This window comes from Massilia sp. NP310, assembly GCF_019443485.1.
In the GTDB taxonomy this organism is placed as follows: Bacteria; Pseudomonadota; Gammaproteobacteria; order Burkholderiales; family Burkholderiaceae_D; genus Telluria; species Telluria timonae.
In genome coordinates, this window is the sequence record NZ_CP080379.1 from 2,348,425 (window position 1) to 2,363,077 (window position 14,653).

Genomic DNA, 14,653 nt, shown 5'->3' on the forward strand with positions numbered 1-14,653 from the left:
GATATTGCGTATGCGAGCCGTCGGGGGAGGCTCAGACCTCGTCCAGCGACTTGCCCGCCAGCGCCTTGCGCACGCTCTTGTCCATGCGGCGGGCGGCGAATTCCTCGGTGCCCTTGGCCAGCGCCTGCACCGCGGCGTGCAGGGCGTCCTGGCGCTGGCCCGGCGCGGTCGACGCGTCGTTCGACGCCGTCACCGCGTCGCGCACCGCCTGCAGTTGCTGGCCAATCGCGGCCTGCTCTTCCTGCGACAGCAACTCGACGTCGGCGTCGAGCGCCGACTGGGTGGCCAGCAGGATGCGCTCGGCCTCGACCTGCTCTTCGCGCAGCGCGCGCATCTGCATGTCGCTGGAGGCCGAGCTGTACGACTCCTGCAGCATGCGCGCCACGTCGTCGTCGCCCAGGCCATAGGATGGCTTGACCGTGATCGATGCTTCCACGCCCGAGCGCATCTCGCGCGCCGCCACCGACAGCAGGCCGTCGGCGTCCACTTGATACGTGACGCGGATGCGCGCCGCGCCGGCCGCCATCGGCGGAATGCCGCGCAGCTCGAAGCGCGCCAGCGAACGGCAGTCCGACACCAGCTCGCGCTCGCCCTGCACCACGTGCACCGCCAGCGCGGTCTGGCCGTCCTTGAAGGTCGTGAATTCCTGGGCGCGCGCCACGGGAATCGTCGAATTGCGCGGGATGATCTTCTCGACCAGGCCGCCCATCGTCTCGATGCCCAGCGACAGCGGAGTCACGTCCAGCAACAGCCAGTCGTCACCCTCGGCGCGGTTGCCGGCCAGCAGATTGGCCTGGATCGCGGCGCCCAGCGCCACCACGCGGTCAGGGTCGATATTGGCGTGCGGGATGGTCTGGAAGAATTCCGAGACCGCGCGGCGCACGTGCGGCATGCGCGTCGCGCCGCCGACCATCACGACGCCGTCGACGTCCTCGACAGTCACGCTCGCATCGCGCATCGCCTTGCGGATCGCGTTCATGGTCTTGCCGACCAGGTGCTTGGTGATCTCGGAGAACACCGCGGCGGTGACCGTCACCTGCACGATCTCGCCCGACTTGAGGATTGCCTCGACCGTCGTTTCTTCATTGGTCGACAGCAGTTCCTTGGCCTGGCGCGCCTTGACCATCAGGGTCGCGGTGTCGTGCTCCGACAGCGGCGCCAGCTTGGCCTGCTCGGTGATCCAGCAAAACAGCCTGTGGTCGAAATCGTCGCCGCCCAGGGCCGAGTCGCCGCCGGTCGACAGCACCTCGAACACGCCCTTCGAGAGCTTGAGGATCGAGATGTCGAAGGTGCCGCCACCCAGGTCATAGACCGCGTAGACGCCCTCCTTGCCATGGTCGAGGCCATAGGCGATGGCAGCGGCGGTCGGCTCGGACAGCAGGCGCAGCACGTTCAGGCCGGCCAGCTGGGCCGCGTCCTTGGTGGCCTGGCGCTGGGCGTCGTCGAAATACGCCGGCACCGTGATCACGGCGCCGACCAGGTCGTGGCCCAGCGAATCCTCGGCGCGCTGGCGCAGGGTGGCCAGGATCTGGGCCGACACCTCGACCGGGCTTTTCACGCCGGCGACGGTGTTCAGCTGGACCATGCCCTCGCCCTCGACGAAGTCGTAGGGCAGGTTCTCGGCGTGGGCGATGTCCTTGAGGCCGCGCCCCATGAAGCGCTTGACCGAGACGATGGTGTTCTTCGGGTCGGTCGTCTGGTGCACGCGCGCCTTGTGGCCGATGTTGGCGTGACCGTTCGGCAGGTACCGCACGATCGACGGCAGCAGCGAACGGCCCTCCTCGTCGCTCAGCACTTCGGGGCTGCCGCTACGGACCGTGGCGACGAGCGAGTTGGTGGTGCCCAGGTCGATGCCCACGGCCAGGCGGTGCTGGTGGGGGGCGGTGGACATGCCGGGTTCGGCGATTTGGAGGAGTGCCATAGTCGTGATACCAGTGTTATTTTTGTGTGCCCCGGATGATACGCCCGTTTGCGTTCATCCGTCGGCCAAACCATCCCGCCTCGCGCGGGACGTTACGCCTCGATCGCTTCGAAGGCGTACTGCACTTCGTCGCCGAATTTATCGAGGAACATCAGGCCGCGCACGCCTTGCGCGGCGCCGTTGAAGTCGCCGGCGTCCAGCTGGCTCGCAACGGCGGCCAGCATGTTCTTGCGCTCGGCGCGCAGCTGCGCTTCGAGCCGGTCGAGTGCGATGGCGTCCTTGGCCGCACGCGCGTCCTCGAGCTCTTCGCGCCACTCCATCTGCTGCATCAGGAAGCTTGGCGGCATGGCCGTATTCGATTCGGTCTGCAGGTCGACCCCGTTCAGCTCGCACAGGTATTGCGCGCGCTTCTGCGGGTTGCGCAGGGTCTGGTAGGCCTCGTTGGCGCGGGTCGCCCACTGCATCGCGACGCGCTTTTCGGCGTCGGTCGCGTTGACGAAACGGTCAGGGTGCACGCGGCCCTGGACTTCGCGGTAGGCCGCATCGAGGGCGTCCTGGTCGATCTCGAAACGGGCCGGCAGCTGGAACAGGTCGAAGTGATTCTGCATCGCTTAGATACGGAAGCTTTCGCCGCAGCCGCAGTTGTCCTTGACGTTCGGGTTGTTGAAGCGGAAGCCTTCGTTGAGCCCTTCGCGGGCGAAATCGAGCTCGGTGCCGTCGATATAGGCCAGGCTTTTCGGGTCGACGAAGACCTTGACGCCGTGCGACTCGAACACCGCGTCTTCGGCGGCGCTCTCGTCGACGTACTCGAGCTTGTAGGCCAGGCCGGAGCAGCCGGTGGTGCGCACACCGAAGCGCAAGCCGATGCCCTTGCCCCGGCGTTCGAGGTAACGGTTGACGTGTTTCGCGGCTTTTTCGGTCAGGGTGATTGCCATGTGCTTCTCCAGCTCTGTTCTAAAAATGCTTACGCTGCTGCCTTCTCGTGCTTCGCCTTGTAGTCGGCGACTGCGGCCTTGATCGCGTCTTCGGCCAGGATCGAGCAGTGAATCTTGACCGGCGGCAGGGCCAGTTCTTCGGCGATCTGCGTGTTCTTGATCGCCAGCGCTTCGTCCAGGCTCTTGCCCTTCACCCATTCGGTGATGAGCGAGCTCGATGCGATGGCCGAACCGCAGCCATAGGTCTTGAACTTCGCGTCTTCGATCAGGCCCTGGTCGTTGACCTTGATCTGCAGTTTCATGACGTCGCCGCACGCCGGCGCGCCGACCATGCCGGTGCCGACTGCATCGTCGCCCTTGTCGAAGGCGCCGACGTTGCGCGGGTTTTCGTAGTGGTCCAGTACTTTGTCCGAATATGCCATGGTGATGCTCCTTAATCTTGATTTAGTGGGCTGCCCATTGGATCGAGTTCAGGTCGATCCCCTCTTTGAACATGTCCCACAGCGGCGACAGTTCGCGCAGTTTGCCGACCTTCGATTTCAGCAGGTCGACGGCGAAGTCGATCTCTTCCTCGGTCGTGAAACGGCCGATGGTGAAGCGGATCGAGCTGTGCGCCAGTTCGTCGCTGCGGCCCAGGGCGCGCAGCACGTACGATGGTTCCAGGCTGGCCGAGGTGCAGGCCGAACCGGACGACACGGCGATGTCCTTGACCGCCATGATCAGCGACTCGCCTTCGACATAATTGAACGAGACGTTCAGGTTGTGCGGCACGCGGTGGTCCATGTCGCCGTTGATGTAAACTTCTTCGATCTCGAGCAGGCCCTTGGCCAGGCGGTCGCGCAGCGCGCGGATACGCACCAGCTCACCTTCCATCTCTTCCTTCGCCAGGCGGAACGCTTCGCCCATGCCCACCAGCTGGTGGGTCGGCAGGGTGCCCGAGCGCAGGCCGCGCTCGTGGCCGCCGCCGTGCATCTGCGCCTCGAGGCGCACACGCGGCTTGCGGCGCACGTACAGGGCGCCGACGCCTTTCGGGCCATACACCTTGTGCGCGGTGAAGGTCATCAGGTCGACCTTCGATTTTTCGAGGTCGATGACCACCTTGCCGACGGCTTGCGCGGCGTCGCAGTGGAAGATGATGCCCTTCGAGCGGCACAGCGCGGCCAGCTCTTCGATCGGCTGGACCACGCCGATCTCGTTATTGACCAGCATGACCGAGACCAGGATGGTGTCCGGACGCAGTGCGGCTTCCAGCTGCTCTACGGTGATCAGGCCGTTGTCTTGCGGTTCGAGGTAGGTGGCGTCGAAGCCGACGCGCTCGAGTTCGCGCACGGTGTCGAGCACCGACTTGTGCTCGGTCTTGACCGTGATGATGTGCTTGCCCTTGGTCTTGTAGAACTGGGCCGCCCCCTTGAGCGCCAGGTTGTTGCTCTCGGTCGCGCCCGAGGTCCAGATGATCTCGCGCGGGTCGGCGCCGACCATGTTCGCGACGTTCTGGCGCGCTTCTTCGACCGCGGCTTCGGCGCTCCAGCCATAGGCGTGGCTGCGCGAGGCCGGGTTGCCGAACTGCTCGCGCAGGAACGGGATCATGGCATCCGCGACGCGTGGATCGACCGGCGTGGTGGCCGAGTAGTCCAGGTAGATCGGGAAATGGGGCGCAGTCGCGAAGCTCTGCTCGGTTTTCTTGTCCAAAGGCGCGTTCATCAATTCACTCCAGTAAGCTTCAGTTTGTTCCGACGGCGGCCGGGGCGCCGCGGTGCACATGCACGACGTTCTGTTCTTTATGGCGCTGCTGGTCGACCAGGTCTTGCAGCGACACCGAATCGAGGTAGTCGACCATTTTTTCGTTCAGCGTGGTCCACAGTTCGTGGGTCATGCAGCGGGCGCCATCGGTATGGGCGCCGTGGCAATTCTCTTTGCCACCGCACTGGGTCGCATCCAGCGGCTCGTCGACGGCGATGATGATGTCGGCCACCGTCACCTTGCCCGCCGGACGGGCCAGGCTGTAGCCGCCACCCGGGCCGCGGATCGATTCGACGATCTCGTGGCGGCGCAGCTTGCCGAACAGCTGCTCCAGGTAGGACAGCGAAATGGCCTGGCGCTGGCTGATGCCCGACAGCGTGACCGGACCATTGCCTTGACGCATGGCAAGATCGATCATCGCGGTAACAGCAAAACGGCCTTTGGTGGTCAGACGCATTACAACCCCGGTTAATGTTAAAATATTCCTCTTGTCCAACTACGCCGCAGCACTCTGCAACTTCTCTTGCGGGACCGGCTAAAAACCGGATTAGTTGAACGATTTAGTCAAGTATAGCAAATCGCGGACATCTTGTCTTGGCGGCCCCGAAAAACGGCGGCCGCCCCACTCCCCCTGTCGTTTGAACGCCGTCGCGGCGGCCGTTATCGCTTGCGCAACAGCTCCATGGGGCCGAACAGCTGCTGCATCCCCTGGTGACCGATGAAGCTCAGGTTGTAGGGATGCTCGGCCAGCGCCTGCGGGAAGGCGGCCGTCTCGGGCAGCTTTTTCAATTGTTCGGCGATCTTGCCCCACAGAACCAGGGTCGGCGGCTGCGGCCGTTCGGCCAGCGCCGCCAGCACCGTCTGCAGGAAAGGCAGCCAGGCGCGCGCATCGATCGCCGGGGCAACGTGCTTGCGGAACACCAGCGCCGCGTTCAGCAGCAGGAAGCCATGGCCGTGCAAATTGTCCTGCAACTCGGCCAGGGTCTGGATCGTGCCGTCGCGTCCAGCCGCCTGCGCGATCGGCGCCAGCGCCGCGCCGCCGGTCGCATCCGGCTGCAAGCGGCCGCTGGCCACCAGCAGCATCTTCATGAAGTTGCGCAGCGAGGTCGCGCGGTTGACCGGTTTCGACAAGCCGCTCTCGCACCACAACTCCCCTACCGCGCCATCCATGAAACAGACGCCGGTCGCGCTCGCGGCGCGCGGATAAGGGCCTTCGCCGACCAGCACATGGCGAACCTTGTCCAGTGGCTGGGCGAAGGCGGCGAACAGGCGATGTTCGGTGGGCAGGTAGTCGTCAACGGCCAGGGCCGGCAGGTAGCCCGGGTTGGCGCGGGCGACAGCCGCGAGACCGGCTTCGAGAATGGGGCGCCAGGAGGCGTCGGCCAGGTCGAGGGCGTGCAGGATCGGGGCGGGGATGGGTGCGGGGGCGGCGGTCGAGGTCATGAGGTACCGGTGAAAGAGACGAGGCAGAGACGAGGCCGGATTGTATCCCGCCCCGTCGATCCGCTCCGCCAGCCTGTGGTCAAGCCATCGGCGTGGGACGCGAGCGGCGGCGCGCCATCCAGCCCAGCATGCCGAGACCGCCGAACATCAGCGCGACGCTCGACGGCTCCGGCACCTCAGCCGCACCGGCGCTGACCGAAATATTGTCGATCGCGATATCGAAATCGGTGAAGCCGTAGAACCAGCCGGGAACGAGGGTGCTGAATACCAGTTCGTCCACGCTCGACAGCACGTCGGCGAAGGTACGGCCGGGCGGCAGGCCCGGTCCCTGGGCGTCATCCGTCGTGCCGTATCCGCCCCAACCGGCCGGCAGGGCCGCCATGGTCGTGTCGGCGATCGTCACCGACAGGTGCTGCCAGCCGAGGGTGGCATCGATGACGCCCAGGTCGAACCAGACGCTGGAGTAAGGCATGCCCTCCGGCGTATTGTCGTAGTCGCGCAATTCGACGACCAGGTTGCGCGAAACCTCCTGGCCAACGTAGCGAATCGAATTGGCGATGATGTCCAGGCCGATGGTCACGCTGCCCAGCTTTGAATAATCCCCCACGTAATTCTGATTGCGGTTGCTGAAACCGACGCCGAAGTTTTCCATCACGGTGTGCAGCGCGGGAGCGCCATTCCCCAGGCTGGTGTCGATCCATGACCCGCCCACGCCATTGGCAGGCTGCGATCCTTCCCATCCCTGGGCGCCATTGGAAAAGTCGACGAATGAGCTTGCCGGTGCGGCCTTGACGACGGTCGCAGCCAGAGAAAGCGCCAACACAAACATTAATTTATGCAAGGTCATGATCTTCCCTATGAATATTAAAGAAAAAGGCGAATATCCACCCCTTCCAGCCAGAACCGGAATTGATTTTCAGTGCGCCGAATTAAATGCAGGGGGAATGGATGAGTGATTCTAGAGCCGCCATATTCCTCGGTCTACGGCATCTCGGCACTAAATTGTCATAATTATGTAGCAAATTTACTATTGGAAATTTAATTATTCCCCATAGAAATCATTACTGTGATCGGGAATCGATTAATAAAGTTCGGGCGAATAAAGCGTCTTTGTTTAGTAAAATTAATTGGACGTTTAGCGCGTTTATTAAATGAATTGGCGATCCCGAATATGGACAATCCGGAATGTCATGAATATCTGGCGGGGAGAGATGCGGCGATGTGATGGGCGGCGCCGATACCGGGCAGCGTGGCTGCCCGGCGCGATTTACTCGGTATCCGGCTGGTGCGACGGATGCGCCGCCCTGAACGCCGGCAGCTCGATGCACAGCGAGTTGATGCGGTCGATGTTCGGATAGGCCGAGACGTCGATATTGAAGCGCTGCGCATTGAAGACCTGCGGCACCAGGTAGCAGTCGGCGATGGTCGGATGGTCGCCATGGCAGAACGGCCCGGCGCCCGGATCGCGCGCCAGGTGCGCTTCGAGCGACTGGAAGCCTTCGATGATCCAGTGGCGGTACCACTCGGTCTTGGCCTGGTCCGACAGGCCCATGTGCTTGACCAGGTAGTTCAGCACGCGCAGGTTGTTGATCGGATGGATGTCGCAGCCGATGATCTGGGCCAGCTCGCGCACCCGGCCGCGGCCCGGCGCGTCCTTCGGCAGCAGCGGCGGCTCGGGATGGATCTCGTCGAGGTATTCGATGATCGCCATCGACTGGGTGAGCGTGATGCGGTCGTCCTGGAACGACGGCACCAGCCCGCTCGGGTTGATCTTGCGGTAGTCGTCCTGCAGGTGCTGGCCGCCGTCCTTCAGCAGGTGCACCGGCACCGCGTCGTAGGCCAAGCCCTTCAGGTTGAGCGCAATACGCACCCGGTATGCGGCCGAGCTGCGAAAATAGGTGTAGAGCTTCATCGCTGCCTCACTTGCTGTCTCATTTGCTGTCTCACTTGCTGCCTCATTTGCGCTTTTCCTGATAACGCATCACTTCCTGGTCGATCGCCCCGAAGATGCTGGCGCCATCGCCATCCAGCATCTCGATGCGCACCGTGTCGCCGAATGCCAGGTACGGCGTCTTCGGCTTGCCCTCTTCGATGGTCTCGTACATGCGCACCTCGGCCAGGCAGCAGTAGCCGACACCGCCGTTCTCGACGCTCGAACCGTGCAGGCTGCCCTGCTTGTTCGACACCGTGCCCGAACCGATGATGCTGCCGGCGCACAGCTCGCGCGTTGCCGCAGCGTGCGCGACCAGCTGAGCGAAGCTGAAGGTCATGTCTTCGCCGGCGTTCGGACGGCCGAAGGCGGCGCCGTTGAGCGTCACCAGCAGCGGCAGGTGAAGCTTGCTGCCCTGCCAGGCGTCGCCCAGCTCGTCCGGCGTGACCGCGACCGGCGAGAAGGCGCTGGCCGGCTTGGACTGGTAGAAGCCGAAGCCCTTGGCCAGTTCGTTCGGGATCAGGTTGCGCAGCGAGACGTCGTTGACCAGCATGACCAGGCGGATCGCGCTCGCCGCCCGCTCCACGCTGGCGCCCATCGGCACGTCGCCCGTGACCACCGCCACCTCGGCCTCGAGATCGATGCCCCAATCCTCGGACAGGGCCGCGATCGGATCGCAGGGGCCGACGAAGGAATCGCCGCCGCCCTGGTACATCAGCGGATCGGTATAGAACGAGGCCGGCACCTCGGCATTGCGCGCCTTGCGCACCAGCTCGACGTGGTTGATGTAGGCCGAGCCGTCGGCCCACTGGTAGGCGCGCGGCAGCGGCGAGTGGCATTCCTGTTCGATGAAGGATTCGGCGCCGTCCGCATTACCATCGTTGAGCTGCTCGTAGACCTTTGCCAGGTGCGGCGCGACCGCGTCCCAGTCGTCCAGCGCGGCCTGCATGGTGCGCGCGATGTCTGGCACGGCTTGATACGTGACCAGGTCGCGGCTGACGACGACCAGGGCGCCGTCGCGGGCGCCGGATTTGAGGGTGGCGAGTTTCATGGGCGTTTCCTTATTGCTGAGTAGCCACCATTACAAATCAAAAGCCACTATCATACAAACAGTATTTTCAACCCGATTTATCAGGTTTTCTTATGAATCCCACCCTGCGCCAGATGCGCGCCTTCGTCGCCCTGGCCAAGACCGGCAATTTCACCCTTGCGGCGCAGGCGATCCACGTGACGCAGTCGGCGCTGTCCGGGCTCATCAAGGAGCTCGAACAGACCCTCGGGGCGCGCGTGGTCGACCGCAGCACGCGCCGTATCGTCCTGACCGACATCGGGCGCGAACTGTTCCCCTTATTTAGCCAGATGATCGATGACCTGGACGGTGCGCTGGCTAACGTGGCCGATCACACGCGACTCAAGAAGGGGCTGGTGCGCGTCGCGGCGCCGCAACTGATGTCGTGCACCCTGCTGCCGCAGGCGATCGCCGCCTACCGCGCCGAGCATCCCGCGATCGAGGTGCGCCTGAGCGATACCGAGGTGGAGGGCGTGATCGCGCGCGTATTGTCGGGCGAGGCGGACGTCGGCATCGGCCCCGAGCGGGTGCCGGCGCCGCCGCTGGAGGCGCGCGAACTGTTCGAGATGCCGTTCGCGCTGGTGTTTCCGGAGAATCACCCGCTGGCCGCGCTGCCGCGCCTGACCTGGCAGGACGTGGCGCACCACCCCTTCATTTCGCTGCAGGGCCAGTTCACCGAGCGGCTGCTCGATGACATGCATACGTCGCTGCGCGAGACGCCCATCAAGCCGGCGCACGAGGTGACCTTCATGACCACGGCGCTGGCGATGGTGAGCGCCGGGCTCGGGGTGACGGTCTGCCTGCCGTATGCCGAGCCGCTGGTGAAGCTGCATGGCCTGGTGCTGCGGCCACTGGACGAACCGGTGCTGACCCGGCGTTTCTTCATCTACACCCGCCCCGGCCGCTCGCTGTCGCCGGCGGCCGAGAGTTATATCAATTTCCTGTTTGGATATGTAAAACGGTCGCAACGCTGACGGCGCCTGGCGCGCTACAATGAACGGCATCTGTCTTTGCCCTGCCCTCACGATGTCCCACAATACGATCGCGATCAACCAGCGCATGAACAAGTTCGACGGCCACAAGAGCGTGTGGCTGTTCGGTTACGGTTCGCTGATCTTCAAGGCCGATTTTCCCTATCTCGACCGGCGCCCGGCCCATATCGGCGGCTGGTCGCGGCGTTTCTGGCAAGGTTCGCACGACCATCGCGGCACCGAGACGGCGCCGGGGCGCGTCGTCACCCTGGTGCCCGACGCCGGCGCGCTGTGCCACGGCATGGCCTATCTGGTGACGCCGGAAGAATTCGCGCACCTGGATCACCGCGAAAAGAACGGCTACCTGCGCCTGGCGACCGAGATGCACTTCGACGACGGCAGCAGCGACGAGGGGATCGTGTACATCGCCACGCACGAGAACGAGGCTTATCTCGGGCCGGCCGACGAAATCGACATCGCACGCCAGATCGCAACGGCGCGCGGCCCGAGCGGGCCGAACAGCGAATACCTGCTCGGCCTGGCGCAGGCATTGCGCGAACTCGGCAAGCCCGATCCGCATGTGTTCGCGCTCGAGCGGCACCTTGCGGATTTCGGGGTTACGCAGCTGCGCGCTTGAGCTGCCGCTCCTGTTCGATCCGGGACAGGACTTCCGTCACCTTCACGGCGCGCGCTTGAAGCGTGCCCGTCAACACCGTGTATGCAATGCCACGGCGGTCGAGGTCTTCCAGCACCAGCGTCTGGATGTGCGTGCGCCAGGCGGCGTTCTCGCGCACGCCGGGCTCTTCTTCATACGGGATGTCGTCGGCGCAGACGAAATGGTGCAGGTAGCGCGTGCGGCAATCGTCGGCGTAGCGCAGCAGCGCGGGCGGCGCCGGCTCGGTGACCTGGCCGAAGCACAGGCCGAGCAGCAGCGTGGTGAGCGCATTGGTGTCGACGAAGACCCAGCGGCCGGATGCCTGTCTCACCGCCTCGTCTTCGGCATCGCGGTGGCGTTCGGCGATCTCGACGTAATCGTCGGCAGTGAGCTGGCCCTGTTTTTCTTCCCAGATGAAGCGGCCGATTTCGGGGACGAAGCCAGCGTTGGACTGGCTCGCCAGATGCAGCGCCAACGTCGACTTTCCGGTCGACTCAGCACCGACGAATACCACCTTATTGACTTCCATCGATTTCATATTCCGACGTTCATCTATTCTTCTCGTCTGACGAAAAATCCGTATCTCCGCTACAGATAATGTAGTCTCAACACAACGAATAGGTCAGTGATAGCATGATCCGCAGCCCCCTTGGGTTGCTTAGTGCGGAACATTACGTTGAGAAACCCCTTAACATTCTAACTTGGAAGCTGAGTCATGCGAGTCGATTTACTTGTGCCCTTCTCTGAAAAAGACGATGCCAAGAAGCTCGGTGCACGCTGGGACGTAGCCAACAAAGTTTGGTATGTACCTGACGGCATAAACGCCGAATTATTTTCCCGTTGGATTCCTCAAGCTCCGCAATGGGGTATCCGTTCGAACCGCTATTTCATAGGTCAGACGAAGGAGGCTTGCTGGAAATGCGGCGATCTAACACACGTCTATTGTTTTGTGTTGCCCGAAGGGCATGAGACATTCGAGCCTGACATGGAGGAGGAACTTGGAACACCGTGGCTGAGACACGACTACAGTGCAATTCTTTCCTATGTCAGTGACCTTATTCCAACGGCAACAAGGCACATGCTGTCATTCACATCAAACTTCAGACGCGACTTCAGCAAGACTACCAACAGCTCGTACTGGATGAACCATTGCGAGCACTGCGGCATGAAGCAGGGGGATTTCAATATGTTCTCCGAGCCAGGAGGCGCTTTCTTCCCCGTCGATGAACGAAGCGCTTCTTCGATCACGCTATATGCGATTAACGAGCCTTTCGGCTGCGATGCAAGCGTCGGATATGGCGATAACTTCTTCGAATTCATGCGTCGAGCTTGACTGCTCCATCAATCGAGCGCCCGCTGGCGCGACTCGGTGTCGACGCACAAAACCGCGACCGCCCCCACCAGCAGGAAGCTCGACAACATCACCAGTGCCAGCGTGAAATGCGTGGTCATGACCGGTGCCACGATCGCCGGCGCGAACAGGCCGCCGAAGCGGGCGACGGCACCGGCCACGCCCATGCCGCTGGCGCGCAGCCTGGTCGGATAGACCTCGGGCGTGAACGCATACAGGGCGCCCCAGGTGCCCAGCAGCGCGAAACTCATCAGGAGCGTCGATCCCACCACCAGCGCGGTGGAACTGCCAAGGCTATAACCGAGGCAGCCGATGCTGCTCAGCAGCAGGAAACCGACCAGCGTCGGCTTGCGCCCCCAGCGCTCGACGCCATAGGCGGCCAGCGCGAAGCCGGGCAACTGGACCAGCGCCAGCACGATCAGGAATTCCTGGCCACGCATGAAGCCGAAGCCTTCGGCGCCCAGCTTGATCGGCAGGTAGACGAACACGCCATAATAGGCGATCGAGATCAGCGCCCATGCGAGAAACAGCGAAACGCTGCGGCGGCGCAGGCCGTCCCTGAACAGCGAAAGCAGTGACGACTTCTGGCGGCGCTCGGGCTGCAGCGCCGGGATGTCGACCGCGCGGCCATTGGTCCTGGCCACCCGCCCCAGCACTGCGCGCGCCTCCTCGAGCTTGCCGCTGCGGTGCAGGTACATCGGCGACTCGGGAATATAGAACCGCAGAACCACGCCGACCAGGGCCGGCAAGCCGGTGACGAAGAAGATGACGCGCCAGGCGTCGTCGCCCCACTGCACCGCCCACAGCGCCAGCACCGCCAAGCAGATCGTCCCCAGCGCCCAGAACGACTCGAGCAGCACCAGCCAGCGCCCGCGCCGGTCGCTGGGCAGGAATTCGGCCATCATCGTGTAGTCGACCGGCAGCGTCGCGCCGACGCCAATGCCGGTCAGGAAGCGCAGTGCCAAGAGCCAGGTGAAATCGGGCGCGAATGCGGACGCGACGCCGAAGCAGGCGTCGATCACCACCGCCATCATCAGCACCGGACGCCGGCCGATCCGGTCCGCCAGCCGGCCGAAGACAAAAGCGCCGATCAGCATGCCGACGAAGAACAGCGTTCCCGTCTGCAGGGCTTGCGGCATGGTCAAGCCGAAGGTCTTGGCGATCGATGGCGCGGAAAAGCCGATCGACAGTACCTGCATGGCGTCGGCCAGCCAGACCAGGCCGAAGATCATGAAGATGCGGTACTGGAAGCGGCCGACGCCGGCGGCTTGCAGGCCATGCTCCACCGACGCTGCGACTGCGCCCTGCCCGGCGGGATTCGCGGGATGTCCGCTCTGCGTTGCAGGAACTGAGGTGGCCATAGGATGTAGAAAAGAGCAACAGACGGCATTGTACGCTGGAGTCCGCAAGCGCACGTGCCGGCGTGCCGTCAACCCCGCATCCTAGAACAAATCCAGCTGCCCTGCTCCCTTGGCGTCCCGCTTCTGCATCTGCGGCACCACCAGCGGCCGCCTGAACTGCGACCCATCGAGCCGCCCGAAGCGCCCGCGCAGGTCCGAGAACCCGAGCCGCGCGGACGCCTTCTCGAAACGCTGCCGGATCAGGTCGGCCCACACGCCCTCGCCTTTCATGCGGGTCGCGAAGTCGCTGTCGTAGTCCTTGCCTCCGCGCATCTCGCGGATGCGGTTCATCACCCGCTGCGCACGGTCCGGGAAGTGCGCCTGCAGCCACTCTTGAAACAGCGGATTCACCTCGTGCGGCAGGCGCAGCACCGTGTAGTGCGCGCCGACCGCGCCGGCGTCGCGCGCCGCCTCGAGGATGCGCTCGATCTCGGGCTCGGTCACGAACGGGATGATCGGCGCCACGCTGACGCTCACCGGGATCCCGGCTTCGGTGAGCGTGCGGATGGTGCGCAGGCGCCGCATCGGCGCCGCCGCGCGCGGCTCCAGCGTGCGCGAGATCTCGGCGTCGAGCGTGGTGAGCGTGATGGCCGCGCACGCCAGGCCTTTGGCGGCCATCGGCGCCAGGATGTCGATGTCGCGCTCGATCAGCGACGATTTGGTGATCAGGCCGGCCGGATGGCGGCACTCGGCCAGCACTTCGAGCACCGCGCGCGTCAGCTTGCGCTCGCGTTCGCACGGCTGATAGGCGTCGGTGTTGACGCCGATCGCGATGTGTTCGGGCACGTAGCCAGGCTTCGCCAGCTCGCGCCGCAGCAGCTCGGGCGCGTTGACCTTGGCGAACAGGCGGCTTTCGAAATCGAGTCCCGGCGACAGGCCGAGGTAGCTGTGCGTCGGCCGCGCGAAGCAATAGATGCAGCCGTGCTCGCAGCCACGGTAGGGATTCAGGGAAACGCTGAACGGGATGTCCGGTGATGTATTGCGCGAGAGGATGCTCTTGGCGATCTCGTCGGTGACCACGGTCTTGAACGCCGGCGCATCGTCGTCGTCGATCGCCCAGCCATCGTCGAAGCGCTCGCGGCCGTTGACCTCGTAGCGGCCTTGCAGGTTCGACACCGCACCGCGCCCCTTGCGCGCCAGCGGCGGCGGGGACGGCGCAAGGGCGATATGTCCGTCGTCGAACGGTTGGCGCTGGAGTGGAAAATCGATGGTGCCCATGGCTGGCGCTCCGATACTGT

At 64.0% G+C, this 14,653-nt stretch carries 16 protein-coding genes; 3 read left to right on the forward strand and 13 right to left on the reverse strand.

Going from position 1 to position 14,653, the window contains the following annotated elements; all coding sequences use genetic code 11:
- Positions 1-31: 31 nt before the first annotated feature.
- From hscA to KY496_RS10240, 10 genes are all read right to left on the reverse strand, one after another.
- Positions 32-1,921: a Fe-S protein assembly chaperone HscA gene (hscA, locus tag KY496_RS10195; protein ID WP_219864656.1), complete on the reverse strand. Its 1,890-nt coding sequence runs from the start codon at positions 1,919-1,921 to the stop codon at positions 32-34.
- A 92-nt stretch (positions 1,922-2,013) separates the two neighbouring features.
- Positions 2,014-2,529 (reverse strand): Fe-S protein assembly co-chaperone HscB, encoded by a 516-nt coding sequence (gene hscB, locus KY496_RS10200; RefSeq protein ID WP_219864657.1) that lies wholly within the window; start codon positions 2,527-2,529, stop codon positions 2,014-2,016.
- Between the two features lie 3 nt (positions 2,530-2,532).
- Complete coding sequence (gene iscA, locus KY496_RS10205; protein ID WP_005666326.1) at positions 2,533-2,856, reverse strand: iron-sulfur cluster assembly protein IscA; 324 nt, start codon at positions 2,854-2,856, stop codon at positions 2,533-2,535.
- 29 nt (positions 2,857-2,885) lie between these two features.
- The gene (gene iscU / locus KY496_RS10210; protein ID WP_005666324.1) at positions 2,886-3,278 is read right to left on the reverse strand and encodes a Fe-S cluster assembly scaffold IscU; all 393 of its coding nucleotides are present in this window, start codon (positions 3,276-3,278) and stop codon (positions 2,886-2,888) included.
- A 22-nt stretch (positions 3,279-3,300) separates the two neighbouring features.
- On the reverse strand, positions 3,301-4,557 hold the full coding sequence (locus KY496_RS10215) for an IscS subfamily cysteine desulfurase (protein WP_071361973.1): 1,257 nt from the start codon (positions 4,555-4,557) through the stop codon (positions 3,301-3,303).
- A gap of 19 nt (positions 4,558-4,576) precedes the next feature.
- Positions 4,577-5,053 carry a Fe-S cluster assembly transcriptional regulator IscR gene (iscR, locus tag KY496_RS10220; protein ID WP_005666320.1) on the reverse strand — a complete coding sequence of 159 codons (477 nt, stop codon included), beginning with the start codon at positions 5,051-5,053 and terminating at the stop codon, positions 4,577-4,579.
- Between the two features lie 203 nt (positions 5,054-5,256).
- Complete coding sequence (locus tag KY496_RS10225) at positions 5,257-6,039, reverse strand: uracil-DNA glycosylase (RefSeq protein WP_219864658.1); 783 nt, start codon at positions 6,037-6,039, stop codon at positions 5,257-5,259.
- Positions 6,040-6,118: 79 nt separating this feature from the next.
- A complete protein-coding gene (locus tag KY496_RS10230) occupies positions 6,119-6,868 on the reverse strand; it encodes a PEP-CTERM sorting domain-containing protein (protein WP_219864659.1) in 750 nt (249 codons plus the stop codon).
- Between the two features lie 438 nt (positions 6,869-7,306).
- Positions 7,307-7,951, reverse strand: coding sequence for a maleylacetoacetate isomerase (maiA, locus tag KY496_RS10235; protein WP_184239448.1), 645 nt, complete (start codon positions 7,949-7,951; stop codon positions 7,307-7,309).
- A 43-nt stretch (positions 7,952-7,994) separates the two neighbouring features.
- A complete protein-coding gene (locus KY496_RS10240) occupies positions 7,995-9,020 on the reverse strand; it encodes a fumarylacetoacetate hydrolase family protein (protein ID WP_219864660.1) in 1,026 nt (341 codons plus the stop codon).
- A gap of 92 nt (positions 9,021-9,112) precedes the next feature.
- On the opposite strand from KY496_RS10240, the gene KY496_RS10245 reads away from it, so the two are divergent.
- Both KY496_RS10245 and KY496_RS10250 read left to right on the forward strand, forming a co-directional pair.
- Positions 9,113-10,012: a LysR family transcriptional regulator gene (locus tag KY496_RS10245; RefSeq protein ID WP_005666313.1), complete on the forward strand. Its 900-nt coding sequence runs from the start codon at positions 9,113-9,115 to the stop codon at positions 10,010-10,012.
- A 52-nt stretch (positions 10,013-10,064) separates the two neighbouring features.
- Positions 10,065-10,646 carry a gamma-glutamylcyclotransferase gene (locus KY496_RS10250; RefSeq protein WP_005666311.1) on the forward strand — a complete coding sequence of 194 codons (582 nt, stop codon included), beginning with the start codon at positions 10,065-10,067 and terminating at the stop codon, positions 10,644-10,646.
- On the opposite strand, the gene KY496_RS10255 is transcribed toward KY496_RS10250, so the two are convergent.
- Positions 10,627-11,193, reverse strand: coding sequence for an AAA family ATPase (locus KY496_RS10255; RefSeq protein WP_229520493.1), 567 nt, complete (start codon positions 11,191-11,193; stop codon positions 10,627-10,629). The two genes, KY496_RS10250 and KY496_RS10255, sit on opposite strands and share 20 nt — an antisense overlap.
- A 186-nt stretch (positions 11,194-11,379) precedes the next feature.
- Here KY496_RS10255 and KY496_RS10260 point away from each other — a divergent pair, with 186 nt between their 5' ends.
- Positions 11,380-11,997 carry a DUF5710 domain-containing protein gene (locus KY496_RS10260; RefSeq protein WP_005666309.1) on the forward strand — a complete coding sequence of 206 codons (618 nt, stop codon included), beginning with the start codon at positions 11,380-11,382 and terminating at the stop codon, positions 11,995-11,997.
- Positions 11,998-12,005: 8 nt separating this feature from the next.
- On the opposite strand, the gene KY496_RS10265 is transcribed toward KY496_RS10260, so the two are convergent.
- Complete coding sequence (locus KY496_RS10265) at positions 12,006-13,247, reverse strand: MFS transporter (protein WP_307160570.1); 1,242 nt, start codon at positions 13,245-13,247, stop codon at positions 12,006-12,008.
- A gap of 210 nt (positions 13,248-13,457) precedes the next feature.
- Positions 13,458-14,633 (reverse strand): PA0069 family radical SAM protein, encoded by a 1,176-nt coding sequence (locus KY496_RS10270; protein ID WP_229520494.1) that lies wholly within the window; start codon positions 14,631-14,633, stop codon positions 13,458-13,460.
- Positions 14,634-14,653 lie beyond the last annotated feature (20 nt).

Excerpts from the sequence above, each read along its gene's own strand:
- hscA (WP_219864656.1), bottom strand. The coding sequence starts at position 1,921 with ATGGCACTCCTCCAAATCGCCGAACCCGGCATGTCCACCGCCCCCCAC.
- hscB (WP_219864657.1), bottom strand. The coding sequence starts at position 2,529 with ATGCAGAATCACTTCGACCTGTTCCAGCTGCCGGCCCGTTTCGAGATC.
- iscA (WP_005666326.1), bottom strand. The coding sequence starts at position 2,856 with ATGGCAATCACCCTGACCGAAAAAGCCGCGAAACACGTCAACCGTTAC.
- iscU (WP_005666324.1), bottom strand. The coding sequence starts at position 3,278 with ATGGCATATTCGGACAAAGTACTGGACCACTACGAAAACCCGCGCAAC.
- KY496_RS10215 (WP_071361973.1), bottom strand. The coding sequence starts at position 4,557 with ATGAACGCGCCTTTGGACAAGAAAACCGAGCAGAGCTTCGCGACTGCG.
- iscR (WP_005666320.1), bottom strand. The coding sequence starts at position 5,053 with ATGCGTCTGACCACCAAAGGCCGTTTTGCTGTTACCGCGATGATCGAT.
- KY496_RS10225 (WP_219864658.1), bottom strand. The coding sequence starts at position 6,039 with ATGACCTCGACCGCCGCCCCCGCACCCATCCCCGCCCCGATCCTGCAC.
- KY496_RS10230 (WP_219864659.1), bottom strand. The coding sequence starts at position 6,868 with ATGTTTGTGTTGGCGCTTTCTCTGGCTGCGACCGTCGTCAAGGCCGCA.
- maiA (WP_184239448.1), bottom strand. The coding sequence starts at position 7,951 with ATGAAGCTCTACACCTATTTTCGCAGCTCGGCCGCATACCGGGTGCGT.
- KY496_RS10240 (WP_219864660.1), bottom strand. The coding sequence starts at position 9,020 with ATGAAACTCGCCACCCTCAAATCCGGCGCCCGCGACGGCGCCCTGGTC.
- KY496_RS10245 (WP_005666313.1), top strand. The coding sequence starts at position 9,113 with ATGAATCCCACCCTGCGCCAGATGCGCGCCTTCGTCGCCCTGGCCAAG.
- KY496_RS10250 (WP_005666311.1), top strand. The coding sequence starts at position 10,065 with ATGTCCCACAATACGATCGCGATCAACCAGCGCATGAACAAGTTCGAC.
- KY496_RS10255 (WP_229520493.1), bottom strand. The coding sequence starts at position 11,193 with ATGGAAGTCAATAAGGTGGTATTCGTCGGTGCTGAGTCGACCGGAAAG.
- KY496_RS10260 (WP_005666309.1), top strand. The coding sequence starts at position 11,380 with ATGCGAGTCGATTTACTTGTGCCCTTCTCTGAAAAAGACGATGCCAAG.
- KY496_RS10265 (WP_307160570.1), bottom strand. The coding sequence starts at position 13,247 with ATGATCTTCGGCCTGGTCTGGCTGGCCGACGCCATGCAGGTACTGTCG.
- KY496_RS10270 (WP_229520494.1), bottom strand. The coding sequence starts at position 14,633 with ATGGGCACCATCGATTTTCCACTCCAGCGCCAACCGTTCGACGACGGA.